Below are 22,418 nucleotides of genomic sequence, written 5' to 3' on the forward strand. Positions count from 1 at the left end.
TGATATGATTACAGAAAGCCTAAGATCTCTTTACAACAGAGATTTAAATACGCTAAAAGCTGAAATTGAAGCCTATCGGAACGAAGGAAATCTTTGGAAAACAGACAAGAACATTTCCAACTCGGCAGGCAATCTGTGTCTTCATTTGGTGGGAAACCTCAATCACTTCATAGGTGCACAGCTTGGAAATACAGGCTATGTAAGACAGCGCGACCTTGAATTCTCATTAAAAGATATTCCCAGAGCTGAACTTATTGAAAAGACGGAATCAACCGCCACAATGATAGATTCTGTGCTGGGTCATTTATCAGATGATGACCTGAAAAAAGAATATCCGCTTGTTGTTTTTGAAAGGACAATGACCACAGATTATTTCCTGATTCACCTCATAGCTCATCTGAACTATCATTTGGGACAGGTCAATTACCACAGAAGACTATTAGATATTTAACTTCCATACAGCCTATCCTAGTAGAAGTCCGGCGACAAGCTAAACAAAATGCCCCTGCGGACTCAATCTGATGCTAGTTGGATTATTAAATCTTTTATTTTTCAAACAGCATTTTAGTAATAAAATCCCTCTCTCCCTTTCCTCTGGCCGGAGAATATTCCCTTCCATAAAAAATGATCTGAAGGTGAAGCTTATTCCAAACGTCCTCCGGGAATAATTTTTTCGCATCACGCTCTGTTTCCACTACATTTTTTCCTGATGTAAGCTGCCATTGCGTCATCAGACGATGGATGTGGGTATCCACCGGAAAAGCAGGGAACCCGAACCCCTGGCTCATTACTACCGAAGCTGTTTTGTGTCCCACTCCCGGAAGCGCTTCCAACTCTTCATAAGTTTGGGGAACAATACCCTTATGTCTTTCCAATAGAAGTTCGGCCATTCTTTTCAGGTTTTTGGCCTTGGTATTGGATAGTCCTATTTCTTTGATCAGCTCTTTGATTTCAAATTCCTCCAGCTTTGCCATTCTTTGCGGAGTTCCTGCTACAGCGAAAAGGTCTGGCGTTACCTGATTTACCTTTTTATCTGTCGTTTGGGCAGAAAGCGCTACGGCAACCATCAGTGTGTAGGGATCTGTATGATCTAACGGGATAGGTGTTGTGGGATATAATTTATCCAACTCTCTCTGAATGAGCTCAGCTCTTTGCTTTTTTGTCATGTAACCCTTAAATTTGAACAAAATTACATCATTATGCTGAAAGTTGGAGACAAATTACCTGAATTTGAAGGACTCAATCAAGACGGAGAAACAATAACATCATCAAAGTTAACAGGAAAAAAACTGGTGGTTTTCTTCTATCCGCAAGCGAATACACCAACATGTACCGTGGAGGCCTGTAACCTGAGCGACAATTATTCGAAACTTAAAAAAGCCGGTTTTCAGCTATTGGGAATAAGCGGAGATTCAGTAAAGAAGCAGAAGAATTTCCATAGCAAATTTGCCTTTCCTTATGATCTTATCGCAGACGAAAACCGAAATATCATAGAAAAATTCGGAGTTTGGCAGGAGAAAAAAACATTTGGTAAGACCTATATGGGTATTGTAAGAACTACTTTTATTTTTGATGAAAGCGGGATCTGTACAAGAGTTATTGATAAAGTAACATCGAAAACAGCTGCTGACCAGATTTTGGAGGAGTAACTTTTTTTCAAACATTACTATTGCGAAAGCTTCCACAAACAACGCTACTTATCTGTTGTATTGTTTGTGGAAGCTTTTTTTGAAATGATTGTTATTCTGTTTCGTAATAGTTCAGCTCTTCATCTTCGTCGGGAAGCGTGACGTGTTTTTTGAATTTTAAACCTAATTTTTCAATCAATTTCTGGGAAGAAAAATTATCTTTTGAAATAATGGCGGATATTTTTGATAGTCCGAAATCCTCCATCCCGATTGATTTTACCTTTTGAGCGGCTTCATAGGCATATCCTTTTCCTTCAAACCTTTCCAATAGAGAATATCCTATATCCAGGATATCAAGCCCTTCTCTTTCAAATATCCCTACTCCTCCTATTTTTTCGTTACCTTCCTTGGTCAGTATAAGATAATTCCCGAATCCCAGCCTTTCGATCTGCGGAAGAAATTTGTTTACAATATAATTTTCAGCGTCATCAAGGGTTTTAATATGACGGTCACCAATATATTGAATAAATTTCGGGGCATTGTAAAGTTCAAAAATCAGATCTCTATCCTCCGGAGACATCGGCCGGATGATTAATCGTTCGGTTTCGTAAACCTTATCGGCGTTTGGATGTTTTTTTAGGCTCATCTTTCTTTGGTTCTTCCTTTTTTTCGATTTTTAAAAGTCTCGGGTTATTAGCGCATTTCTTATTATAAAGCTCGATATAGGTCCCGTTATCCTTTACATCCGCAACCTTACCTGTAGCTTTACTTACAGTCAGAGTGTAATGCGTTTTTTGATAAGGGCATTCTTTTGAAGTTACTTTTCCTAAATCCAGATAATAGTTTGATGAATCTTCATGATAATTGCCCGCAAGGTCTTTGAACTCTTCGTCTACTACATATCCGTCTGAAGCCAGCACTATAGCCGCTTCCTGGGCATTATTTATTCTTCCGACAAATTGTTTCAGGGCTTCCACATCAAGGACATAGCTGATCTTACCTCCTGCCGAATAGGCAATATAATAAAAGCTGTCCTCACTCGGAAAAAGATTAAATCCTGAAAACTGGGGAACATAATTCAGCTTACCTCCGGAAGTTTTGATCTCCTCTCCCTTTCCGTAGCTATTGTATACCAATACCCAGGAATCGACCTTATCATCAGGATCGATCTGCTGTAAAATACCAGGAATACTTGAAAACTTTTTCTTGCCCTGGGAATACCCCAGAACTCCTAAAAGCATACATATGAGAAACGTAAATCGGGTTGCGGCTTTAATCATAATTTAAAAATCAGCAGAAAATATACCAAATATTACATGAACTTCTCTCCTTTTTTAAAATTTTTAAGGTCAAGAACATAATCCTTGATCAGCTGATCATTATCACGGGGACATATCAGAAGCGCCTTATCTGTATCTACAACGATATAGTTTTCAAGGCCGTCGATGATCACCGCTTTATTATTGTTTCTCAAACGGATAATGTTTCCTTTCGAGTTATAAGCCAGCAGATGTTTCAGCTTTACGGCATTACCATCTTCATCCTTTTCCGTATTTTCATAGACGGAGGTCCATGTTCCAAGATCACTCCATCCCAGATCTGACGGAATCACATATACATTTTTTGCTTTCTCTAAAATTCCGTTGTCAATAGAAATTTTCTGAACCTTCGGGTAAATCAGCTCAATGCAGTTGTCTTCTTTCTCCGAATTATACTCACAGGCCATAAAGTGCTGCATCATCTCGGGAAGATACATTTCGAAAGCATGATGAATGCTTTTTACATTCCACACAAATATCCCTGCATTCCAAAGGAAATCTCCGCTTTCTAAAAAGCTCTGGGCAATTTCAAGAATCGGCTTTTCTGTGAATGTTTTTACTTTAAAATATTCTGATCCCTTTTTTTCTACAAACTGAATATATCCATATCCGGTGTCAGGTCTTGTAGGCGTAATTCCCAATGTCACCAGATAATCATGTTTTGAAGCGACTTCAAACGCAAGCTCCACTTTCTCTAAAAATACATCTTCTTTAAGAATCAGATGATCTGCCGGCAATACGATCATTGTAGCATCCGGATTGATCTCAGCAATTTTGTTGGCCATATACAGGTTACAAGCTGCCGTATTTTTCATAAGTGGCTCACCCACAATATTTTCTTCAGGAATTTCCGGAAGCTGCTGATGAGAAAGGGCCACGTATTCTTTATTCGTAATCACGAATATTTGCTCTTTAGGAATTACCTTGCTGATCCTGTCATAAGTCTGCTGAATCATGGTGCGTCCGGTTCCTAAAATATCCTGAAACTGTTTGGGAAATTTCTGCGTACTCATTGGCCAGAACCGGCTTCCGATCCCTCCCGCCATTATAACGCAGTATCTATCTGATTTTAACATTCTTAGCTACATTTTTCTACTCTGGCTAAAGGTTTGAAAGAATACTTCCTTCCGGTAGCCAGGTTCTGACAAAGATAGTTTTTTTTAACCAGACCTTCGAATAAATACTTTTCGTTGCGGTATATAAAAAACTCCCCTTTCTGAAGTTCTTCGATAAACTGAAGACTATCATCCTGTTTTTCAGTATGAAAATACCTTACAAGATCAGGACTGGCCATAAAATTGGCTTTTGGTGATTTTGAAAACCTCACAATGATCGGTTTCAGATCTGCATCATACACTTCAAGGCTTTCAAGAAGCATATTCCGGAAGGTTTCTTTCCATTCATTGCCGTGAGGAGAAATTCTCCGTCCATATTTTTCAAAGGCGATCAGATGTGCCAGCTCATGTGTGAGCACAAAGAAAAAAAGCTGCGGAGTCAATGTGGAATTGACCGTAATCTCATGGGAATTATCCGGAAGCTTTCTGTAATCTCCCAGCTTAGAGTTTCTGTTTCGTGTAACTTTAATGTGAATATAGTAATCTGAAAACCATATTCTTAAATATTTGAGGGTATTTTGAGGTAAATATTTTTCTAAAGATTGAATAGACATTTTACAAACTTAGTGGAATTCCGGCATAGAAATTCAATAGTTTAAGACTGAAAAGATAATTATATTTAGCCTGCGCTACTGATCCCTGTGCATTTGCATAATTATTTCTTGCGACATTCACGTCATAAATAGTGGTTCTTCCCGCGGCATAGCTTTTATCTGCAAATTCAAGCGCTAGCTTGGAGCTTTTTTCCGCCTCTACCGCTGCCAGATAATTTTCATAATTGGCATCAGCATCGAACTGTGCCTGCTGCACATTCTGTCTTATCGTCTGTTTCTGCTGTTCAAGCGTATTCTTAGCAATATTTTCATTGATTTTGGATTGTTCTACCTGCAATTTCGTTATTCCTTTATTGAAAATCGGGATATTGACGGAAAGACTGGCCTGCTGTCCGAAGTTGTCTTTATACTGCTGGAAAAACCCTTTTTCCTTGACATACATGAACTCATTTCCTACATTATCCGTATTTAAAAGGTTATTATAAAAAGATCCTATCCCTGCACTTGCCGTTACGGTAGGCCAGAAAGCGGTTTTTGAAACTTCTGTTTGCGCTTCCGCTGAATGGATTCTGCTTTCTGCAGCTTTTATCTGCGGCTGGGACTGATAGGCAATGGAGAGAACGTCATCCACAGATCTAAGCTCAGGAGCCAGCTCATCCGGAACTGAAACATCTTCCACATCAAAATCTTTATAATCAGATAACTGTAAAAGCTGGGCCAAAGCAAATAAGCTCCGTCCTACGTTAACTTCTGCTGTTTTTAAGTTTTGCTTTTCTCTTGCCAGCGCAGCTTCTGCTTCAGCCAGAACCGTTTGTGCCGTTGTTCCTACCGTTGTTGTTATTTTTGCTCTGTCATATTGCTTTTGGGCATTCATTACAGCACTTTCAGAGATTTTTACGATCTCTTTGTTCAGCAATGTGGTTAAATATTGCTGTGCAATCTGTAATGAAATATCATTTTTTATGGTCTCTACATCATAAAGACTTGCTTCCAGGTCATACTGGCTTTTTCTCACCGTCTTTTCAAGCCTTCCATTATTATATACCAGGATATCCGCTCCAAGATTGGCACTGTTGCTGAATCTGTCATTCCTCAAACTCCCGGTTCCGAATGACGTTTGTCCAAAACTGACCGTGTTTCCTAAATTTGCTGAAACAGATGGCAGATATCCTTTCTTTGCAATTTTAAGATTGGCATCCTGTGATTGTTTATTATATTGATTTTGGATAACCTGAAGATTATGCTCCACCGCATAGCTTACACATTCTTTTAAGGACCACTTCTTCTGAGCGCTTAAACCCAGATAACCTAATCCAAAAACGATAATCCAAACTTTTTTCATATTAAGATTTTTCCATATTAGACGAATTAAATATAAAAAAGTTACAGATTGAAAAATTATATTTTATTTTAAAAAAACTTTTGGGAATTTTGTACCATGACAAATGAACAATATCAGGAAGCTATCGACTGGCTTTTCGTACAGATGCCCAACTATCAGATAGATGGGCAGAAAGCCTACAAACCGGGACTTGATAATATTACCAGGCTTTGCGCTTACTTTGGAAATCCTCAGGAAAAAATAAAATGCATCCACATCGGAGGAACTAACGGAAAAGGGTCTTCAAGCAATATGCTCGCTTCGGTGCTTCAGGAAGCCGGTTATAAAACAGGATTATATAATTCGCCACACCTTATTGACTTTACAGAACGTATCAAAGTCAACGGAAAGAACTGTCATAAAGAATTTGTTTTTGATTTCATTCAAAAGCTTAAAAATATCCCGGAAGATATCCGTCCGTCATTTTTTGAGTTTACTACCATTATGGCTTTTGAATATTTCTATCAGCAGCAGGTAGATTTTGCCATTATTGAAGTGGGTTTGGGAGGCAGACTGGATTCAACCAATATTATTACCCCCCTGGTTTCAGCGATTACCAACGTTCAGCTGGATCATCAGAATATTTTAGGGGATACTATTGAGGAGATTGCTTCCGAAAAGGCGGGAATTATAAAAAAGAATATTCCTGTCATTTCCGGTGATGATCATGAAACGGTAAAGAATATCATCAGAGAAAAGGCTTTTAAAGAAAATGCGCCATTTATAGATGCCAGTCTCATACATACTGATCTCCGTTCTGATCTGAAAGGTGATTATCAGCAGAAGAACATTCGTGTAGTTCTGGCCATGGTTGAAGCGCTAAGAAAATTACAGCTCCAAATTTCTGACAAAGATCTGGAAAACGGGCTATTAAAAGTTCACCAAAATACAGGGTTTATCGGACGTTGGTTTGAATTCTCAAAAGCCCCTCTTACAATTTGTGATACAGGACACAATCAGGCAGGACTGGAGCATGTTTTTTCTCAATTAAATTCAATTGACAGGCACAAGCATGTCATTTTGGGATTTGTTAATGACAAAAACATAGATGAGGTGATGGAATTTCTTCCTGAAAATTCTGAGTTTTATTTTGCCAAACCATCTGTCAGCAGGGGAAGACATCCTGAAGACTATGAAACCCTGCTTCGGAAGGCAAAAATTTCTTATCAAATTTTTAATTCTGTACAGGAAGCGTATCTGTCTGCAAAAGAACGATGTAGAAATGAAGAAATGATTTTTATTGGCGGAAGCAACTTTGTAGTGGGAGATTTTTTAGAAAAAAATTTGGAGATTAAAGAATAAGTCGTATATTTGCACCACTCTAAACAAGAGAACAAGTCTAGAGGGTTCTTAGCTCAGTTGGTTCAGAGCATCTGGTTTACACCCAGAGGGTCGGGGGTTCGAATCCCTCAGGACCCACAGAAAAGGAAACGAAACCTTTCAAAAAAATTCGGGTTCTTAGCTCAGCTGGTTCAGAGCATCTGGTTTACACCCAGAGGGTCGGGGGTTCGAATCCCTCAGGACCCACAAAAATCTCTCAGATTTCTGGGAGATTTTTTTATTTTATACTATATAGAATTCTGTAAGTACTTTTCTTTTATTTACCTTTGTCTGCATTTGAATTCGCTTACGTGAAGGAACTTCATATCATATCATTCAACTATCCCTACCCTCCTTCTTACGGTGGGATCATTGATGTGTATTATAAGATTAAGGCTCTGTCTGAAACGGGAATAAAGATCCACCTTCACTGCTTTGTGGACCGGATTCCTGAGATGACCGATCCTGAAATCAGGAAAAGCACGGAGAATGTTTTTTTTTATAAAAAGAAAAGGAGCCCTCTGCTCTATTTTTCAGGAATCCCTTTCGCAGCAGCAATAAGAAACTCAGAACCCCTTCTTAAAAACCTGAAAAAGATCAATGCTCCCATATTGTTCGAAGGTCTGCAGACCACCTGTATCATCAGGCTTCTGAAGGATTATGGACATAAATTATACCTCCGTCATCACAACAACGAAGCAGAGTATTATAAAGGCCTTTCCCTATCGGAAAAAAATATATTCAAAAAGGCTATTTACAGAATTGAATCCTTAAAGTATACCGGATATCAGAAAAAGCTTTTAAAAAGCTTTGAAACGGTATTTTGCCTGTCTGAAAAGGAATATAATGAGGTAGAAGCTTATTCAAAGAACGCCAGCCTGATTCATATCTTTCATGGGAACAGATCTGTAAAGCAGCTTGATAAAAAGGGGAAGTATTTTCTTTTTCATGGGGATCTTACCACCTCAGATAACAAAAAAGCCCTGAATGAGACTATTGATCTCTTTAAAAGCCTCCCACAATATAAACTGATCGTGGCATCTGACCGTGCCGGTGAGGACATTAAAAGGAAAATTGATTCTGCTGAAAACATCAGCCTGACTCCTATTCAGACCACGGCAAACCTTCACCATCTTTTGGAGGATGCCCATGCCAATATCCTGCTTTCCTATCAGAATTCAGGAACGAAGGTAAAGCTATTCAATACTCTTTACAACAGCCGGTTTGTCATTATCAATGAAAATATTACGGATGATCCTGCCTTAATAAGCTTATGCTTATATGGCTCTGATCTGAACGAAATTCGCCAGCAGATCATCATTTCAGCGGAAAAAGAGTATGATGCTACCGAAAACAGACGGGAGATATTAGAGAAAAAACATTCGGATAATGCTAAGGCCGAAGAGATGGCCGCTATTATTTTTAAAGATTAATCCTTTCCACTACCTTCTGGATATTAAATTCCTCCAGACATGCCCAATCTCCCCTGTAACATTCTTTATCGCCAAAAACAGAGCATGGCCTGCAGGTAAGGTCTTTCACCTGAACAACATCCTCTTCACTCTGTCCGAATCCTAAAAATCCGGCATAAGGGTGAGTTGCTCCCCAAATAGAAACACATCGTGTCCCCACAAGGCTTGCCAGGTGCATGTTGGCAGAATCCATAGAGATCATGACTTCAAGTTCAGCAATTTTATCAAGTTCTTCTGAAAGGCTTAATTTTCCGGAAAGACTTTTTGTATTGGGAATCTGCTGTTCCCATTTTTCAAGAGTTTCGGTTTCTTTTTTCCCTCCTCCAAAGAAATATACCGTATGTCTCTGAGCCAGAATCCTCACCAGTTCAAATGATTTTTCCAGAGGAAGCATCTTTCCTTTATGCTGGGCAAAAGGAGCAAAACCAATACCTGATTTATGATATGAAAGTGGCCTCAGCTTCTGTGAAAGCTCAACCCTGAATCCCATTTCCCTGAAAACATCGGCATAGCGTTCCACCGTTTTTTTCAGCTGGACCTTCTCCAGATTCCATACGTCTGTAAGGTGTTCTTTTTCCTCTTTTCCTTTATCTATTTTGAAAACCTTAAGTCCTTTCCTTCTATAGATTTTGTCTAAAATCTTGGTTCTGATCACATCATGAAGGTTGGCAATACAGTCCGGATTAAATTCCCGGATCAATTCATTGCTCAGTCTTCTCAATCCAAAAAAACCTTTATAATCATCCAGATCAATCCCTTTGAAAATCACATTGGGAATTCCGGCGAACAGGTCTTCAAAGTTTTTTCTGGAAACCATAACAATTTCCACATCAGGATTCTGCTCCAGGAATTCTCTGAAAACAGGCACTGTCATCGCAACATCTCCAAACGCGGAAAAACGATATGCTAAAATTCTGGTCACGGCTATGATTTCAGTTGATAGGCAACCGCATAAAATTTGATCTGCTTCGTCATTGCCATCAATCCGTTGGCTCTGGAAGGCGAAAGAAACTCCTGCAATCCTATTTCCCCGATAAAATCGAAATCGGAATCCAGAATTTCCTGAGTGGAATGACCGCTGTAGATACTTACCAAAAGAGAAACGATGCCTTTAGGCAAGATCCCGTCTGAATCTGCATTAAAGAAAAGTTTACCTTCTTTAAATTCGGCATCGATCCAAACTTTACTCTGGCAGCCTTTAATCAGATTTTCATCTGTTTTTCTGTCTTCCGGTAAGCCTTTCAGTTCTTTTCCAAGATCAATGATGTACTCATATTTTTGCTCCCAGTCTTCAAGAAACGCAAATTCATCGATTATTTCCTGCTGTTTTTCTTTAATGGTCATTTTAATCAAATTTCTTGATGCAAAGATAACCAATTTTGTAAAAATTATTTACAGGATGCTTTTTCAAAAAGTTGCAGGATATTCTTTTCTTCATTCTCCCAGCAAAATACTTCTGCAGCCTTATCAAGTTCACTCCGGTAATATTGTCTTCCTCTTTCAAGAACCAGATTAATAGCTTTTTCAATGGTTGCAGGCTGATGATCCGTAACCATCTCTCCTACATTGAACTGATCTTTTATCCTCTTCATTTCAGGAAAATTGATCATGACAAGCGGCACCCTGGACTGAATATAATCACAGACCTTATTAGGAAGGGAATAATAATAGCTCACTCCGTTATTCTCTTCAAGGCTGAAACCGGCGTCTGCCGTTCTTGTTATTTCTCTGAGGTTTTCAGGCTTCAGTTTACCCAGGAAAAAAACTTTGTCCTGCAGCTTTTCCTGAACGATAAGCTCTTCATACTCTTTTTTCTTTGGCCCGTCCCCCGCGATCTTCAGAACAGCATCTTTAATATGATGCATGGCTACAATCATTTTTTCAATTCCTCTGGATTGATTGATCGCTCCCTGATAAAGGATTATTTTAGGATTATTATTGGGAAATTCCGGCACAGAAAGGATCTTTCTCGGAATATTCCTTACTACTACAGGATTTACCTTGTATTTTTCATGGAACCATTCCGCATAGCTTTCACTTTCCGTCATCATAAATTCTACTTTGGGAACCAGACTTCTCTCCAGCACTCTCCAGAATTTCTGTGAAAACCGGTTTTGTATGGCCGGCATTTCCGTAAAAATCTCGTGACTGTCAAAGACTAACGGGATATTCAGTTTTCCGGCAATGAGATAATTTGGCAGAAGCGCATCGATATCGTTGGCCAAAAGAATGGTGTCTTTGTCTGCTTTTTTCTTCAGCGCTCTGTAAAGCTTCCAGTTGAATTCAAAATAAGCGGTCTTTAGACTTTTAGACTTCAGCTCTATCCGGGAAAACGGATAGGGACGTTCCATTTTTTCATTCCCCCCCCAGTCATTCCCTATCAGATCTATGGAATATCCATTGTCAAAAAGGGTCTTGCATACTTTCTCTATTCTCTGATCTGTATACAAACTGCTAAAGGCAGAGACTATTATTTTTTTCTTCATGAATCTTTCCTCCCTAATATTAAGTGATAGATCTGAATGAAACAAATCAGCCCGTTTGGTATGATCACCGGCCAAAGCCATCCATTGTAGATACCATAAATGACAAAACAAATACAGCCAATCATATTGACCACTCTGATTTTTCTTACATCTTTCAGTATGAAACTCAACACGATAAAAACTGATGCCGAGTATCCGATATAAGTCGTAATTTCAGGATTCATGAGGAATTTTTAAGGATAACAAACTTAATCATTTTCAATAAGATAATAAAATTTTTTCTGCCATAAAGTCATTAATTGATTTTTGGTAAAATATTTGTAATTTAGATAATGAATAAAAGGTAATGTTGCCTTTGTTCTAATGAGATATATTATGGATTATAAGTTTTCACAAGGTTTGAGCCAGGTGTTCAAACAAAGCAAAAGCGAAGCTAAGAGGCTGAAAAGTGAATTTCTTAATACAGAACATCTACTTTTAGGTATTATAAAAACGGAAAACTCTGCAAAAGAAATCCTTCAGAACCTTAATGCGGATTTAACACAAATCAGAAGAAAAATTGAAACTTTAAATACAGCAAGTCTTAATCCTATTTCTGAAGAGGTTACCAATATTTCTTTCACCAAGATGGCAGATCATGCCATTAAGCGTGCAGAGTTAGAATGTCGTCAATATAAAAGTAATGAAATTAATACCGTTCACCTGCTTTTAGGCATTCTTTATAAATATGAGGATCCTACTTCAAACATTCTGGGAGCTTATGACATCGACTATGAAGGAGTTTCAAGAGAATACCAGACTATGCTTAAAAATTCCGGGCAGTCACCGCAAATGAGTGCTTACGATGACGATGATGAAAGAGAGGAATTTGAGCAAATGAGAAAGCCTACAGGAAATTTAGGCTCTGCAAAAAGTAAAACGCCTACACTGGACAACTTTGGTAGAGACCTTACTTCTCTGGCAAGAGACGGAAAGCTGGATCCTGTGATCGGACGTGAAAAGGAAATCGAGAGGGTTTCTCAGATCTTATCACGAAGAAAGAAAAACAATCCGCTTCTTATCGGGGAGCCGGGAGTTGGTAAATCTGCGATCGCAGAAGGGTTGGCATTAAGAATTCAGCAGAAAAAGGTTTCAAGAGTTCTTTACGGAAAGCGAGTGATTACGCTGGATCTGGCAAGTTTAGTAGCCGGGACCAAATACCGTGGTCAGTTTGAGGAAAGAATGAAGGCCATCATGACTGAATTAGAAAAAAACAGAGATGTCATCTTATTTATTGATGAGCTTCACACGATTGTAGGGGCAGGAAGTTCTACAGGAAGCTTGGATGCATCCAATATGTTTAAGCCTGCTTTGGCAAGAGGTGAGATTCAATGCATCGGGGCTACCACCCTGGATGAATACCGTCAGTACATTGAAAAGGACGGCGCTTTGGAAAGAAGATTCCAGAAAGTAATGGTGGAACCTACTTCTATTGATGAAACCATCCAGATTCTTAACCAGATCAAGGATAAGTATGAAGAGCATCACAATGTAATTTATACGCCTGAAGCGATTGCAGCGTGTGTCAATTTGACATCGAGATATATTACGGACCGTTTCTTACCGGATAAAGCGATCGACGCTATGGATGAAGCAGGTTCAAGAGTTTATATTAAAAACATGAAAGTTCCTACTGAGATCATTGATTTTGAAAAGAAAATCGAAGATATCAAAGAACTGAAGCAAAAAGCTGTAAAAGCTCAGGATTACCTGGAGGCAAGAAAGCTTAAAGACGAAGAAGAGCGTCTTCAGATGGAACTGAATGCTGCCCAGGAAAAATGGGATAAAGATGTAAAAGAGAAAAAGGAAACCGTAACCGAAGAAAATGTAGCAGAGGTTGTTTCTATGATGAGTGGTGTTCCTGTAACGAAAGTTGGCAAAAATGAGCTTGATAAATTAGCTCAGATGGATGAGAAGCTGAACGGAAAAGTGATCGGACAGGAAGATGCCGTGAAGAAAGTTGTTAAGGCAATTCAAAGAAACAGAGCCGGTCTGAAAGATCCTAACCGTCCTATTGGTACCTTTATTTTCCTTGGAACAACCGGAGTTGGTAAGACGGAGCTGGCTAAAGTAATGGCGAGAGAGCTATTTGAATCTGACGAGTCTCTGATCCGAATTGACATGAGTGAATACATGGAAAAATTCGCGGTTTCAAGATTAGTGGGTGCGCCTCCGGGATATGTAGGATATGAAGAAGGCGGTCAGCTTACTGAGGCTGTAAGAAGAAAACCTTATGCTGTGGTTCTTTTGGATGAAATTGAGAAAGCTCATCCGGATGTATTCAATATCTTGTTGCAGATTCTTGATGAAGGCCATGTTACTGACAGTTTGGGAAGAAAGATTGATTTCAGAAATACCATCATCATCCTTACATCCAATATCGGAACAAGAGATCTTAAAGATTTCGGAGATGGTGTAGGATTCGGAACTTCAGCCAAAAAGACAAGTTCGGATTCAAGAGCGAGAAGTACGATTGAAAATGCGCTTAAAAAAGCATTTGCTCCGGAGTTCTTAAACAGAATTGATGACATTGTGATCTTTAATTCCCTTGTACAGGATGACATCAAGAAAATCATTGATATCGAGCTGAACAAGCTTTATGGCAGACTTGAAAAATTAGGATATAAAGTTGAACTGACCGATGAGGCCAAAGACTTTATTTCTGAAAAAGGATGGGATAAAGATTTCGGTGCAAGACCATTGAAACGTGCGATCCAGAAATACATTGAAGACTTATTGGCAGAAATGCTGGTCAACAAGCAATTGAATGAAGGAGAAACCGTAATTCTGGAGCTTAATGAAGCTAAAGACGGCCTGATCGGAAAAACGCAGAAAGCGAAAAAGACCACTGAAAAGTCTCAATCGTAATACAAGTAAATAATTTAATGATAATAAAAGCACCGGAAATACAATCCCGGTGCTTTTTGCTTTTAAAAGGTATTTTTTTGATAAGTTTTGGCTAAAGCCCAATTCACTCATTACATTTTATGTCATTTTCACTTCACAATTACCTGATCTGTAAAATCTGCGAGCTATTTAAACTCTAATGGCATTAATTTTTGTACGAATCAGCACAAAATATCACATTAAAGTCCTACTACGAATCCGATATTAGGAACCAAGCCGCTTGAGAATATGCTGGAATTCTGTTTCCAAAGCACGTTATACATCAGTCCCAGCTGCATAAAGGAGTTATTCCCAATTCTCTGCATATAGCCACCGCCAAGGTATAATGCCGTTTCCTCTTTATCATATTTATAGTCATAGTATTTATCTTTATAATTGATAAAATAATGCTGAAGATTGGCACCTACATAAAATGATCTTGCAAAATAATAATTGGCAAACGGACCAACTCCAAACATGGTAGACCTGTAGTAATCCGAAGTCTGCCATGATACACTTCCTACAACTCCGCCTTCAAGGTCATTTGTGATCCTGTAGCCGACTCTTGGAGAAGCCTGTAAAAAGAAGGAACTGTTGCTTCCAAATCCCAGACCGATTCCTCCCCCAAAGGTCCATTTGTTATTTTCCTGCGCCGGAGTACCTATTGAAACCTGGGAAAATGCAGATCCTGAGATCATTAGCATCATGGAGATAATAAACTTTTTCATATGTATATATTTTATTTTGTCTAATGTCATATACAGGTACTCATATTATTACCCGTTTTTGTTGATAATAAAACTTTGTTAAAGATGGCTTCTGCATTAACATCGTTTTTATCAATGTTTAAAATTATGGTTTTTTTACGAATTTTTTTAGTTGTATTTTTGCCGCATCAAACTAAGAACTCCCGTTAAGAGTTTCGTAAAATTGAAATAAAATGAAAATAGTAGTAGGCCTCTCCGGAGGTGTAGATTCCAGTGTTACCGCATATTTGCTACAGCAGCAAGGTCATGAAGTGGTGGCTCTTTTTATGAGAAACTGGAATGATGCTTCGGTAACACTAGAAGATGAATGTCCATGGATTGAGGACAGTAATGATGCTCTTATGGTAGCGCAGAAATTGGGAATTCCTTTCCAGGTGATTGATATGAGCGATCTTTACAAGGAACGTATCGTTGATTATATGTTTGCCGAATATGAGAAAGGAAGAACTCCGAATCCTGATGTTTTGTGTAACAGAGAGGTAAAATTTGATGTTTTCATGAAGACGGCAATGTCATTAGGGGCAGATAAGGTCGCTACGGGACATTATGCAAGAGTAACCTCAACTTTTGATGAAAACGGTAAAGAAATTTTTCATCTTTTAGCAGGAAAAGACAATAATAAGGATCAATCTTATTTCCTTTGCCAGCTGAGCCAGGATCAGCTGTCTAAAGCCTTATTCCCTATCGGAGAGCTTACCAAGCCACAAGTAAGGGAGATCGCAAAAGAAATCGGATTGGTAACAGCTGATAAAAAGGATTCTCAGGGATTATGCTTCATCGGAAAAGTGAGCCTGCCACAATTCTTACAGCAGCAATTAAAACCGAATGAAGGAGAAATCGTAGAAATCTTCAAGGATTCTCCTCTATTTTCAGAAGTAAAGCCGGAATTCTCCTCCAAAGAAGATGAACTTAAGTTTTTATCGGGAAAAATCGATTATAAAAAAAGCGACGGAAAGGTAATCGGCAAACATCAGGGAGCCCAGTTCTTCACAATCGGGCAGAGTAAAGGACTCGGCATCGGAGGTCATAAAGAAAGCTGCTTTATCATTTCCAGAGATATGGAAAACAATATCCTTTTTGTAGGAGAAGGGAGCCATTTTCCCGGCCTTTTCAAAAAGGCTTTAAAAATTGATAATTCTGAACTCCACTGGGTTCGTGAGGATATGAAACTTCAAAATGGCGAGTCTATGGAAGTAATGGCCAGATTCAGATACAGGCAGCCATTGCAGAAAGCTACGCTTTACCAGTTTGAAGACGCTTTTTATGTTGAGTTTGATGAGCCTCAGTCTGCGATCGCCGAAGGGCAGTTTGCCGCCTGGTATATTGATGAAGAGCTTATTGGAAGCGGAGTGATTTCGTAGCGTGTGTGGAATATAGGCTTTGAAACATTCAGAGGATAGGCAAAGAGAATAATTGATTTCAATGAATTTATATAAAGCCCGAAGCATTGTGTTTCGGGTTTGTTTTTATACTAAACCTTAATTTTATTCTTACAATGAAATGACATAAGCAATAGTATTACAACGCACTCTGCGATTAATATGATCACCAAAAACCCGACAGGCTTTCCTAATATGGTCCCTCTTATCAGCTTTACGGCTCCCAATGCAAATATGAGTGACATACAATAGAATGTTGTTCTTGAAATGGTTTCCTTCAGTAATTTCAACATAAAAATTGAAGTATAAAAGCCCAGGACCAGGATCAAATAAAATTTTAGAAATTTCGGCCCCTTCAATATAACCGGATTAAATGTCCCGCATTCTACGACAAGCCACATAAAGCTTAGCAAAACCGGAACGGAATGTATGATTAACTTTTTCATTACTATTCATTTTTTTAATTATTATTTTTTAGCCTCCGCATCCCCCACAACCGCCACAGCCACCTCCACAACCTCCTCCTCCGCTACATCCCGAACTCCCGCCGCAGCTCCCTCCTCCGTCATTATTTTGCTTATCTTTTTTAGGCAGATTAGTGGCATCCTGACCTCCTGCTATTAACGCTATCTCCCTCAGAATGAAAATAATTACGAATACAACTGCTGTAACCAGTAGCCCATTAAAACCTTTTCCCTCTGTACATGAATACAGCAGCAGTAGAATAAGGACCGGGGAAAAAGCGGACATCCTTTTTAACCAGGATTTTACTGCGGATTTTTTCTTCAGCTCTTTCCAGATTTCGTCAGGCGCTTCCTCCTGAAACACTTTCCGGTAGCTTTCCAATGTATCTTGGAACCAGCTCAGATGCTTTTCATTCTCTGCGGTTCCTCCTTTAGAAGGATGATGATGGAGGGGTCTTTTCAAAATATCAGGACAGAACTCTTCCCAATAATTCTGGGTATAGATCAGGTGCATATGCCATACCTTATCTACTATCCTGCTGGGTGAAGCTCCATTGGGAAGAATACAGCAGAGATAGACAAACTTTTTATATTCTTCAATCGCTTTACGGGTAAAATCAAGGCTCCAGTTTTCTTCTTTTGCCAGTTTTTTTGAAAAGGGGAAATCAGCATCAGGGGCGTCCAGCGAAAATCCCTGAATTCTGTTCCAAAGGGATTCATCTTTTAATACCATTTTTGTTTCCATTGTTCTAAATTTTGTTTTTCTATTCAAATATCAATAGATCTTACAATATAAAAGTCTTTCAATAGTCTTTTTTAGTTTGATAAAAATCTTAAATTAGTCTTATAATATCAGATTATGAAAAAGGAAGATATTCTGCACCTGGAGAAGCTGATGAACTTCTTAAGCCGGCAGTTTTTAAGGAAAAATCATTGGGAAGATGTTACCAAGACCGAGTGGTCCTACATTTGTGCGGAGCTTAATGATCTTATCATCAATGATCATTCGGAAAAAGGAATAAAAAAGGCGCCTGATCTCCTGGGCACGCATTATCTTTATGAACACCTGGTTATCAATAAACTAAAGAAATTCAGTCAAAATGAGAATGCAGGCCTGAGCAGGCCTAATCTCGCTAAATTAAGTCAGATTGTCAAAGTCTTAGGCTATTCAAATTATATAGATTTCATCAATTCCAACACAGAGTCATTTGACTTCAATGATCTCAGGATCGATATGAATAATGTGAATCCGAATACCGCTCTCCTGGACCGGCTGGTGGGCTGCTGGTATTCCTATAACAGAAATCTTCCGGAGAATCCCACACAGGCGAAGGAAGACCGGATCTGGCGCTCCGCCATGGAAATCTATAAATCCGAAACTACCGGAGAGTATTTTATAGAAAGAAGCGGAGGTGATCACCATAAATATTTTGGGAAGGTAACCGCTTATTCCGATTATGTTTTTATCATCATGAACAGCAATACCTTTATCCGGCAAAGACATTTTATATCGAGGATAAAAGACATTAAAGAAAAGCTTAAAAATCCGGATTATAAGCTTCATGAGCTTCACTTCATCAGCACCTGCATCAGCTTTAATCAGGAACCTATTGCCTTGTTTGAAATTTTCCGGAAAGCGGACAGAAAAAGTTTCATTTCCGACTCTATCAGCTTTCCGATCGATAGTGATGAGATCCCTGACTCTATTATTAAACAGCTTGAAGATACTGAGTCTAACAGAATTGATTACAGGTAGTTAGGCAGTATGAGATATGGAATTCGAGCATGAAGTACGGGACGATAGTTATTGGGTTTATTTTTTATTTGTCTTATGCCTGGAATACTTTTAAGCTTTTAAAATCAACACTTTACCGAAATAATTGCATAACTTAATGGTTCCAATTACGAACCCTCAATCATCTTGCTATGGAATATTATGAATTGTATGAAGTTTTGAAAAGTCATTTTGATTCCGGAAATGAGCGTATAGAGATCAGGGATTTAAATATAACCATCGAATCCTTTCCTTTTGAATCCAGGGTGTCTGATCTTCTCCATGGCTCAGACAATCAGGATTGCCCAAAGCATCAACAATCACTGAAAGTCAATGAAAACCCCTATCTGATCTATCATCAGCCTTCTGTAGACGTTAAGGATTTTGATATTGCCTGTAATAAAAATTTCAAATATTATATTCTCAAAAGCGCTGATGTAGAGACCGCCAAAGGCTGCATTATCTTTTTTCACGGTCTGAATGAAAAGAAATGGGATAAATATCTTCCGTGGGCCTATGAATTGGCCAGGAAAACCCATAAAGCCATCATCCTGTTTCCTATTGCCTTTCATATGGATCGCGCGGAAGCGATCTGGAGTGATCGCCACCGTATGACGGAAATCGTCAAGTTCAGAAAAGGAAAATATCCTGAAAACACCCACTTTTCTTATGTAAATGCCGCGATAAGCTCCAGGCTGGAAGCTCATCCTCAAAGAATTTTCTGGTCGGGATTACAGACCTATTCTGACATTATTGAAGTGGTAAAAGAAATTAAAAGCAATAAGATCAAAAGTATTTCTCCGGATGCAGACCTCGACTTGTTTGGATATTCCATCGGTTCATTCCTGTCTATGATCATTAAAATGGCAGATCCTCATGAGTTCTTCACCCGATCCAAAGTATTTTGTTTTTGTGGCGGAATGACCATCGATCGCATGTTTCCCATCTCAAAATACATCATGGATTCCCAGGCTACGATTAAAATGCAGTCTGTTTTTACGGAATTGCTGAGTTCGGATTTTAAGTCTGATAAGAGACTCAGACATTATCAGGATGATGGTCTGCATCCACAGGAAAGCTGGTTCAAAAAGATGCTGCGATACAATTATTTTCAAAAAGAAAGGGAAGAAAGGATCCGTGAGATCCAGTCCCAGATAAAGGCCTATGTTTTGGAAAAAGATACTGTTGCCCCTCCAATGGAAGCCTTAAATACACTGCAGGGAGGCTACAGAAACATCAAGGTGGAAGTAGAAATAGAGGATTTCCCTTTTGAGTATTCCCACATGGTTCCTTTCCCTCTGACTCATAAAAACAAAACAGAAGTAACAAAGGCTTTCTATCAGTTCATACAGTCTGCCAGTGAATTTTACACCTCTAATTCTCAAGGGTAAAAATAGAGAGAAAGAGCTTTAAAAGTAATAATAAGAGGTCCATGGCAATGTTTTAGGGTTAGCGGGTGTCGAGATGTTGGTTACGGCAGGTGCATTTTATTTAGCTTACGAGCCAGTCTTTAAAGTCTTTAACACGGTCTCTGCTTACAGTGATCTCCTCCTGGGGCTGAAAATCAAGATCAACTTTGTAATAGGGCGAGGTATGAATATTTTTGATGTGGTCAGAGCTGATGATAAACTGTCTGTTGACCCTGAAAAACTTTTTGTCATCCAGCACATCTTCCAGCTCATCCAGTGTAAAATCCGACGGATAGGTACGGTCTTCCGTCTGAAGATAAACGATCTTGTTTTCACTGAAAAAACAGCTTATTTCATGGGTCTGAACAATTTTCAGATTGTAGCCTATTTTTATCAGCACTCTTGAAAGGACAGACTTTTCTTTTCTGATCAGCTGTTTGATATCTTGTGAACCCAGAGTGTCATTGGCCGGAATAAAGGATTTAAATTTCTCCACAGCTCCGGCAAGATCTTCTTCAAGAATTGGTTTCAAAAGATAATCAATACTGTTGAGCTTAAAGGCTTTTAAGGTATACTGATCGAATGCGGTCGTATAGATGATAAAGCCTTTAGTAGGGACTTTTTCAAAGATATCGAATGAAAGCCCGTCGCCCAGAACAATATCAGAAAATATCAGCTGCGGGTGTTCATTTTCAGAAAACCACGCGACTCCTTCTTCTACAGATTCTATTTTAGCAACGATCTCAATTTCAGGAAAATTTCCCAGCATTCTCTCTAATTTCCTTGAAGCGGGTTTTTCATCTTCGATAATGACTGTCTTGATCATTTGAGTGTATCGTTTTAGTTTTAAAATTCAAAAATAAAATTAGACAAAAATAAACAGATGTTAAAGGTCCTTCGTTTTTTTATTTTTCGAAATTTCCCTGTCCATGATCTCTTTTTCCCATTCCTCATCAAAAACAAATAAGAAAAATGCCTTTATCACCAGAATTAATGCCCAAATGGTAAGGATCAGATGACCACTGAAAACATTATCATGTAGTCCATTTTGAATCCAGTCATTTCCAATAATGATTCCTGCAACGATTACGAACCACATGAGGTTTTTATAGAATTTTTTCAATTGCTGAACTCTGCCGTATGCTCTGTTATAATCCATGATATATTGTTTTTAAGTTACTCTTATAGCGTTTTAGTCTTTTTTCTTTCCTCCTCCATCAGCTCTCTGATCTTTTTTTCTTCCCAGTTCTTTCCGATTCCGAAAACGTTTACCGCATGAAATGCAATTCCGATTCCCCATCCGAGCATAGGCCATAAAAACCACCAATACCCCGGCGCTGTCAATAGGTTTAATGCAGCTAAAAAGGGAATGACAATACAGAAAGAAGTAAGGTTTCCATAAAACTCTTTCAATTCTTTCACTCTTTTTGAAGCTTTTTGATAAGAAGCGGTTTCTTTGTCAGATAAAATTTCCATGATGTTATGTTTTAAAGGTTAATGGTTGTTTTTCCTGATTCAAAGGTAGGGCGGGAAACGGTCATGAATCAATTTTATGTTACTGAATGGTAGATAATGCTTTCCGAAAGGTAAAATTGTAGTAATAATGAACTTTATGGAGTGAAGTCGTGATAATGGATTCTGTTGACAATATGTTTCTATTGTGCATCAATCCTTATATTATCTCTCGCAGATACAGGGAATTACACAGATTTCTTCTATGAACACTTTGCGTGATCGGCTTAATCTACAAGAAATTAAATTAATTCATTTTTGTTAATAATTGTTGGGAAAGCGCAAAGATTTTGGTTCAAAAAAAACCGGAATTAATAAATAAATGGGATCAGTTTTTTGGTTGTTTTCCTATATTCGATGTATTCTTCTCCAAACGCTTCCACGAGAGCCTGTTCTTCAATTCTAATTCTGTAGGCAAAGGCTAAAAGAGGGGGAACAACAGCAAAGATCAGCGAGAGCCAGTTATTTAAATACAATCCAAGTCCGAGTGAGGTCAACAGGGAAAAGGAATAAGACGGATGTCTCAGGTATTTATAGAATCCCTCTTTTTTAATTTTATGATCTTCCCTGATGGTGACATCTACAGTAAAGTACTTCCCGAGGGACCTGATAATGATAAACCTGAAAACAATGCCTATAATAATAAATACTTCTCCTGCATACAGGATCCGGTTACCCTTTGTGATGGGCAGCGTAGTCATATTGGAAATCGCTATCGAAGCCGCAATGGAAAAAGGAATGGCCAGCCATAGGATATTGAGAGTAGATCTGTCTTTGTCTTTTTTATCTTCCTTACCTGATTTCAGCATATTTTTATATAAAAACTCACTGAGAAACCAGGCGGCCATGGAGATGTAGAACAGGATCTGTAATGGATTCATACTAATGGATTTTAGATTGTTAAAGGCAAAAA

The 22,418-nt window shown here is 38.6% G+C and carries 25 protein-coding genes and 2 tRNA genes; 10 read left to right on the plus strand and 17 right to left on the minus strand.

The window, feature by feature from the left end:
• Window positions 1-4 precede the first annotated feature (4 nt).
• Window positions 5-451, plus strand: a complete 447-nt coding sequence (locus tag AC4IF5_RS10815) for a DinB family protein (RefSeq protein ID WP_490734374.1) — start codon at window positions 5-7, stop codon at window positions 449-451.
• A 94-nt stretch (window positions 452-545) separates the two neighbouring features.
• On the opposite strand, the gene AC4IF5_RS10820 is transcribed toward AC4IF5_RS10815, so the two are convergent.
• Window positions 546-1,166: an endonuclease III domain-containing protein gene (locus tag AC4IF5_RS10820; RefSeq protein WP_490734375.1), complete on the minus strand. Its 621-nt coding sequence runs from the start codon at window positions 1,164-1,166 to the stop codon at window positions 546-548.
• A gap of 33 nt (window positions 1,167-1,199) precedes the next feature.
• Here AC4IF5_RS10820 and bcp point away from each other — a divergent pair, with 33 nt between their 5' ends.
• Complete coding sequence (bcp, locus tag AC4IF5_RS10825) at window positions 1,200-1,649, plus strand: thioredoxin-dependent thiol peroxidase (RefSeq protein WP_490734377.1); 450 nt, start codon at window positions 1,200-1,202, stop codon at window positions 1,647-1,649.
• Window positions 1,650-1,740: 91 nt separating this feature from the next.
• Here the strand turns inward: bcp and AC4IF5_RS10830 are convergent, their stop codons facing one another.
• Genes AC4IF5_RS10830 through AC4IF5_RS10850 form a run of 5 tightly spaced genes read right to left on the minus strand, consistent with a single transcriptional unit; the run spans window position 1,741 to window position 5,958 of the window.
• Window positions 1,741-2,274, minus strand: coding sequence for a GNAT family N-acetyltransferase (locus tag AC4IF5_RS10830; protein WP_490734379.1), 534 nt, complete (start codon window positions 2,272-2,274; stop codon window positions 1,741-1,743).
• Window positions 2,243-2,908: a hypothetical protein gene (locus AC4IF5_RS10835; RefSeq protein ID WP_490734381.1), complete on the minus strand. Its 666-nt coding sequence runs from the start codon at window positions 2,906-2,908 to the stop codon at window positions 2,243-2,245. The genes AC4IF5_RS10830 and AC4IF5_RS10835 overlap by 32 nt, the downstream gene beginning before the upstream one ends.
• Window positions 2,909-2,940: 32 nt before the next feature.
• Complete coding sequence (locus AC4IF5_RS10840) at window positions 2,941-4,023, minus strand: mannose-1-phosphate guanylyltransferase (protein ID WP_490734383.1); 1,083 nt, start codon at window positions 4,021-4,023, stop codon at window positions 2,941-2,943.
• Window positions 4,024-4,025: 2 nt separating this feature from the next.
• Window positions 4,026-4,616: a SprT-like domain-containing protein gene (locus AC4IF5_RS10845; protein ID WP_490734385.1), complete on the minus strand. Its 591-nt coding sequence runs from the start codon at window positions 4,614-4,616 to the stop codon at window positions 4,026-4,028.
• A gap of 1 nt (window position 4,617) precedes the next feature.
• Window positions 4,618-5,958, minus strand: coding sequence for a TolC family protein (locus AC4IF5_RS10850; RefSeq protein ID WP_490734387.1), 1,341 nt, complete (start codon window positions 5,956-5,958; stop codon window positions 4,618-4,620).
• Between the two features lie 96 nt (window positions 5,959-6,054).
• Between AC4IF5_RS10850 and AC4IF5_RS10855 the strand changes: the two genes are divergently transcribed.
• The 4 genes from AC4IF5_RS10855 (at window position 6,055) to AC4IF5_RS10870 (ending at window position 8,750) form a co-directional block, all read left to right on the plus strand.
• On the plus strand, window positions 6,055-7,299 hold the full coding sequence (locus AC4IF5_RS10855) for a bifunctional folylpolyglutamate synthase/dihydrofolate synthase (protein WP_490734389.1): 1,245 nt from the start codon (window positions 6,055-6,057) through the stop codon (window positions 7,297-7,299).
• Window positions 7,300-7,341: 42 nt separating this feature from the next.
• A tRNA-Val gene (locus AC4IF5_RS10860) sits at window positions 7,342-7,416 on the plus strand.
• Between the two features lie 33 nt (window positions 7,417-7,449).
• Window positions 7,450-7,524: transfer RNA gene (locus AC4IF5_RS10865), tRNA-Val, on the plus strand.
• A gap of 104 nt (window positions 7,525-7,628) precedes the next feature.
• Entirely contained in the window at window positions 7,629-8,750 is a 1,122-nt protein-coding gene (locus AC4IF5_RS10870; protein ID WP_490734391.1) for a glycosyltransferase family protein, read from the plus strand.
• Here AC4IF5_RS10870 and AC4IF5_RS10875 read toward each other — a convergent pair.
• Genes AC4IF5_RS10875 through AC4IF5_RS10890 form a run of 4 tightly spaced genes read right to left on the minus strand, consistent with a single transcriptional unit; the run spans window position 8,740 to window position 11,499 of the window.
• Entirely contained in the window at window positions 8,740-9,711 is a 972-nt protein-coding gene (locus AC4IF5_RS10875; protein ID WP_490734393.1) for a glycosyltransferase family 9 protein, read from the minus strand. The two genes, AC4IF5_RS10870 and AC4IF5_RS10875, sit on opposite strands and share 11 nt — an antisense overlap.
• Before the next feature lie 2 nt (window positions 9,712-9,713).
• Window positions 9,714-10,133, minus strand: a complete 420-nt coding sequence (locus AC4IF5_RS10880) for a SufE family protein (protein WP_490734394.1) — start codon at window positions 10,131-10,133, stop codon at window positions 9,714-9,716.
• Window positions 10,134-10,177: 44 nt separating this feature from the next.
• On the minus strand, window positions 10,178-11,275 hold the full coding sequence (locus tag AC4IF5_RS10885; protein WP_490734396.1) for a glycosyltransferase: 1,098 nt from the start codon (window positions 11,273-11,275) through the stop codon (window positions 10,178-10,180).
• Window positions 11,272-11,499, minus strand: a complete 228-nt coding sequence (locus AC4IF5_RS10890; RefSeq protein ID WP_490734397.1) for a uroporphyrinogen decarboxylase — start codon at window positions 11,497-11,499, stop codon at window positions 11,272-11,274. The genes AC4IF5_RS10885 and AC4IF5_RS10890 overlap by 4 nt, the downstream gene beginning before the upstream one ends.
• Window positions 11,500-11,650: 151 nt before the next feature.
• Between AC4IF5_RS10890 and AC4IF5_RS10895 the strand changes: the two genes are divergently transcribed.
• Window positions 11,651-14,182, plus strand: a complete 2,532-nt coding sequence (locus tag AC4IF5_RS10895) for an ATP-dependent Clp protease ATP-binding subunit (protein WP_490734398.1) — start codon at window positions 11,651-11,653, stop codon at window positions 14,180-14,182.
• Window positions 14,183-14,400: 218 nt separating this feature from the next.
• On the opposite strand, the gene AC4IF5_RS10900 is transcribed toward AC4IF5_RS10895, so the two are convergent.
• Window positions 14,401-14,928 (minus strand): hypothetical protein, encoded by a 528-nt coding sequence (locus AC4IF5_RS10900; protein WP_490734399.1) that lies wholly within the window; start codon window positions 14,926-14,928, stop codon window positions 14,401-14,403.
• Between the two features lie 212 nt (window positions 14,929-15,140).
• Here AC4IF5_RS10900 and mnmA point away from each other — a divergent pair, with 212 nt between their 5' ends.
• Complete coding sequence (gene mnmA / locus AC4IF5_RS10905; RefSeq protein ID WP_490734401.1) at window positions 15,141-16,328, plus strand: tRNA 2-thiouridine(34) synthase MnmA; 1,188 nt, start codon at window positions 15,141-15,143, stop codon at window positions 16,326-16,328.
• Window positions 16,329-16,438: 110 nt separating this feature from the next.
• On the opposite strand, the gene AC4IF5_RS10910 is transcribed toward mnmA, so the two are convergent.
• Together AC4IF5_RS10910 and AC4IF5_RS10915 are read right to left on the minus strand one after the other, a co-directional pair.
• A complete protein-coding gene (locus AC4IF5_RS10910) occupies window positions 16,439-16,792 on the minus strand; it encodes a hypothetical protein (RefSeq protein WP_490734403.1) in 354 nt (117 codons plus the stop codon).
• Window positions 16,793-16,820: 28 nt separating this feature from the next.
• Window positions 16,821-17,555: a glycine-rich domain-containing protein gene (locus tag AC4IF5_RS10915; RefSeq protein WP_490734405.1), complete on the minus strand. Its 735-nt coding sequence runs from the start codon at window positions 17,553-17,555 to the stop codon at window positions 16,821-16,823.
• Window positions 17,556-17,669: 114 nt separating this feature from the next.
• On the opposite strand from AC4IF5_RS10915, the gene AC4IF5_RS10920 reads away from it, so the two are divergent.
• Both AC4IF5_RS10920 and AC4IF5_RS10925 read left to right on the plus strand, forming a co-directional pair.
• Window positions 17,670-18,566: a hypothetical protein gene (locus tag AC4IF5_RS10920; protein ID WP_490734407.1), complete on the plus strand. Its 897-nt coding sequence runs from the start codon at window positions 17,670-17,672 to the stop codon at window positions 18,564-18,566.
• Window positions 18,567-18,736: 170 nt separating this feature from the next.
• Window positions 18,737-19,975: a DUF6051 family protein gene (locus AC4IF5_RS10925; RefSeq protein WP_490734409.1), complete on the plus strand. Its 1,239-nt coding sequence runs from the start codon at window positions 18,737-18,739 to the stop codon at window positions 19,973-19,975.
• A gap of 100 nt (window positions 19,976-20,075) precedes the next feature.
• On the opposite strand, the gene AC4IF5_RS10930 is transcribed toward AC4IF5_RS10925, so the two are convergent.
• From AC4IF5_RS10930 to AC4IF5_RS10945, 4 genes are all read right to left on the minus strand, one after another.
• Complete coding sequence (locus AC4IF5_RS10930) at window positions 20,076-20,819, minus strand: LytR/AlgR family response regulator transcription factor (RefSeq protein ID WP_490734410.1); 744 nt, start codon at window positions 20,817-20,819, stop codon at window positions 20,076-20,078.
• A 60-nt stretch (window positions 20,820-20,879) separates the two neighbouring features.
• Window positions 20,880-21,152, minus strand: coding sequence for a 2TM domain-containing protein (locus AC4IF5_RS10935; RefSeq protein ID WP_490734412.1), 273 nt, complete (start codon window positions 21,150-21,152; stop codon window positions 20,880-20,882).
• A 23-nt stretch (window positions 21,153-21,175) separates the two neighbouring features.
• The gene (locus AC4IF5_RS10940) at window positions 21,176-21,469 is read right to left on the minus strand and encodes a 2TM domain-containing protein (protein WP_490734414.1); all 294 of its coding nucleotides are present in this window, start codon (window positions 21,467-21,469) and stop codon (window positions 21,176-21,178) included.
• Between the two features lie 347 nt (window positions 21,470-21,816).
• On the minus strand, window positions 21,817-22,386 hold the full coding sequence (locus AC4IF5_RS10945) for a methyltransferase family protein (RefSeq protein WP_490734416.1): 570 nt from the start codon (window positions 22,384-22,386) through the stop codon (window positions 21,817-21,819).
• Window positions 22,387-22,418 lie beyond the last annotated feature (32 nt).

The organism is Chryseobacterium sp. UF-290 (assembly GCF_058245615.1).

Coding starts and splice junctions, on each gene's coding strand:
- AC4IF5_RS10820 (WP_490734375.1), bottom strand. CDS start 1,166: ATGACAAAAAAGCAAAGAGCTGAGCTCATTCAGAGAGAGTTGGATAAA.
- AC4IF5_RS10855 (WP_490734389.1), top strand. CDS start 6,055: ATGACAAATGAACAATATCAGGAAGCTATCGACTGGCTTTTCGTACAG.
- AC4IF5_RS10845 (WP_490734385.1), bottom strand. CDS start 4,616: ATGTCTATTCAATCTTTAGAAAAATATTTACCTCAAAATACCCTCAAA.
- AC4IF5_RS10890 (WP_490734397.1), bottom strand. CDS start 11,499: ATGAATCCTGAAATTACGACTTATATCGGATACTCGGCATCAGTTTTT.
- bcp (WP_490734377.1), top strand. CDS start 1,200: ATGCTGAAAGTTGGAGACAAATTACCTGAATTTGAAGGACTCAATCAA.
- AC4IF5_RS10895 (WP_490734398.1), top strand. CDS start 11,651: ATGGATTATAAGTTTTCACAAGGTTTGAGCCAGGTGTTCAAACAAAGC.
- AC4IF5_RS10910 (WP_490734403.1), bottom strand. CDS start 16,792: ATGAAAAAGTTAATCATACATTCCGTTCCGGTTTTGCTAAGCTTTATG.
- AC4IF5_RS10830 (WP_490734379.1), bottom strand. CDS start 2,274: ATGAGCCTAAAAAAACATCCAAACGCCGATAAGGTTTACGAAACCGAA.
- AC4IF5_RS10880 (WP_490734394.1), bottom strand. CDS start 10,133: ATGACCATTAAAGAAAAACAGCAGGAAATAATCGATGAATTTGCGTTT.
- AC4IF5_RS10815 (WP_490734374.1), top strand. CDS start 5: ATGATTACAGAAAGCCTAAGATCTCTTTACAACAGAGATTTAAATACG.
- AC4IF5_RS10925 (WP_490734409.1), top strand. CDS start 18,737: ATGGAATATTATGAATTGTATGAAGTTTTGAAAAGTCATTTTGATTCC.
- AC4IF5_RS10920 (WP_490734407.1), top strand. CDS start 17,670: ATGAAAAAGGAAGATATTCTGCACCTGGAGAAGCTGATGAACTTCTTA.
- AC4IF5_RS10940 (WP_490734414.1), bottom strand. CDS start 21,469: ATGGAAATTTTATCTGACAAAGAAACCGCTTCTTATCAAAAAGCTTCA.
- AC4IF5_RS10840 (WP_490734383.1), bottom strand. CDS start 4,023: ATGTTAAAATCAGATAGATACTGCGTTATAATGGCGGGAGGGATCGGA.
- AC4IF5_RS10935 (WP_490734412.1), bottom strand. CDS start 21,152: ATGGATTATAACAGAGCATACGGCAGAGTTCAGCAATTGAAAAAATTC.
- AC4IF5_RS10945 (WP_490734416.1), bottom strand. CDS start 22,386: ATGAATCCATTACAGATCCTGTTCTACATCTCCATGGCCGCCTGGTTT.
- AC4IF5_RS10850 (WP_490734387.1), bottom strand. CDS start 5,958: ATGAAAAAAGTTTGGATTATCGTTTTTGGATTAGGTTATCTGGGTTTA.
- AC4IF5_RS10835 (WP_490734381.1), bottom strand. CDS start 2,908: ATGATTAAAGCCGCAACCCGATTTACGTTTCTCATATGTATGCTTTTA.
- AC4IF5_RS10930 (WP_490734410.1), bottom strand. CDS start 20,819: ATGATCAAGACAGTCATTATCGAAGATGAAAAACCCGCTTCAAGGAAA.
- AC4IF5_RS10900 (WP_490734399.1), bottom strand. CDS start 14,928: ATGAAAAAGTTTATTATCTCCATGATGCTAATGATCTCAGGATCTGCA.
- AC4IF5_RS10915 (WP_490734405.1), bottom strand. CDS start 17,555: ATGGAAACAAAAATGGTATTAAAAGATGAATCCCTTTGGAACAGAATT.
- mnmA (WP_490734401.1), top strand. CDS start 15,141: ATGAAAATAGTAGTAGGCCTCTCCGGAGGTGTAGATTCCAGTGTTACC.
- AC4IF5_RS10885 (WP_490734396.1), bottom strand. CDS start 11,275: ATGAAGAAAAAAATAATAGTCTCTGCCTTTAGCAGTTTGTATACAGAT.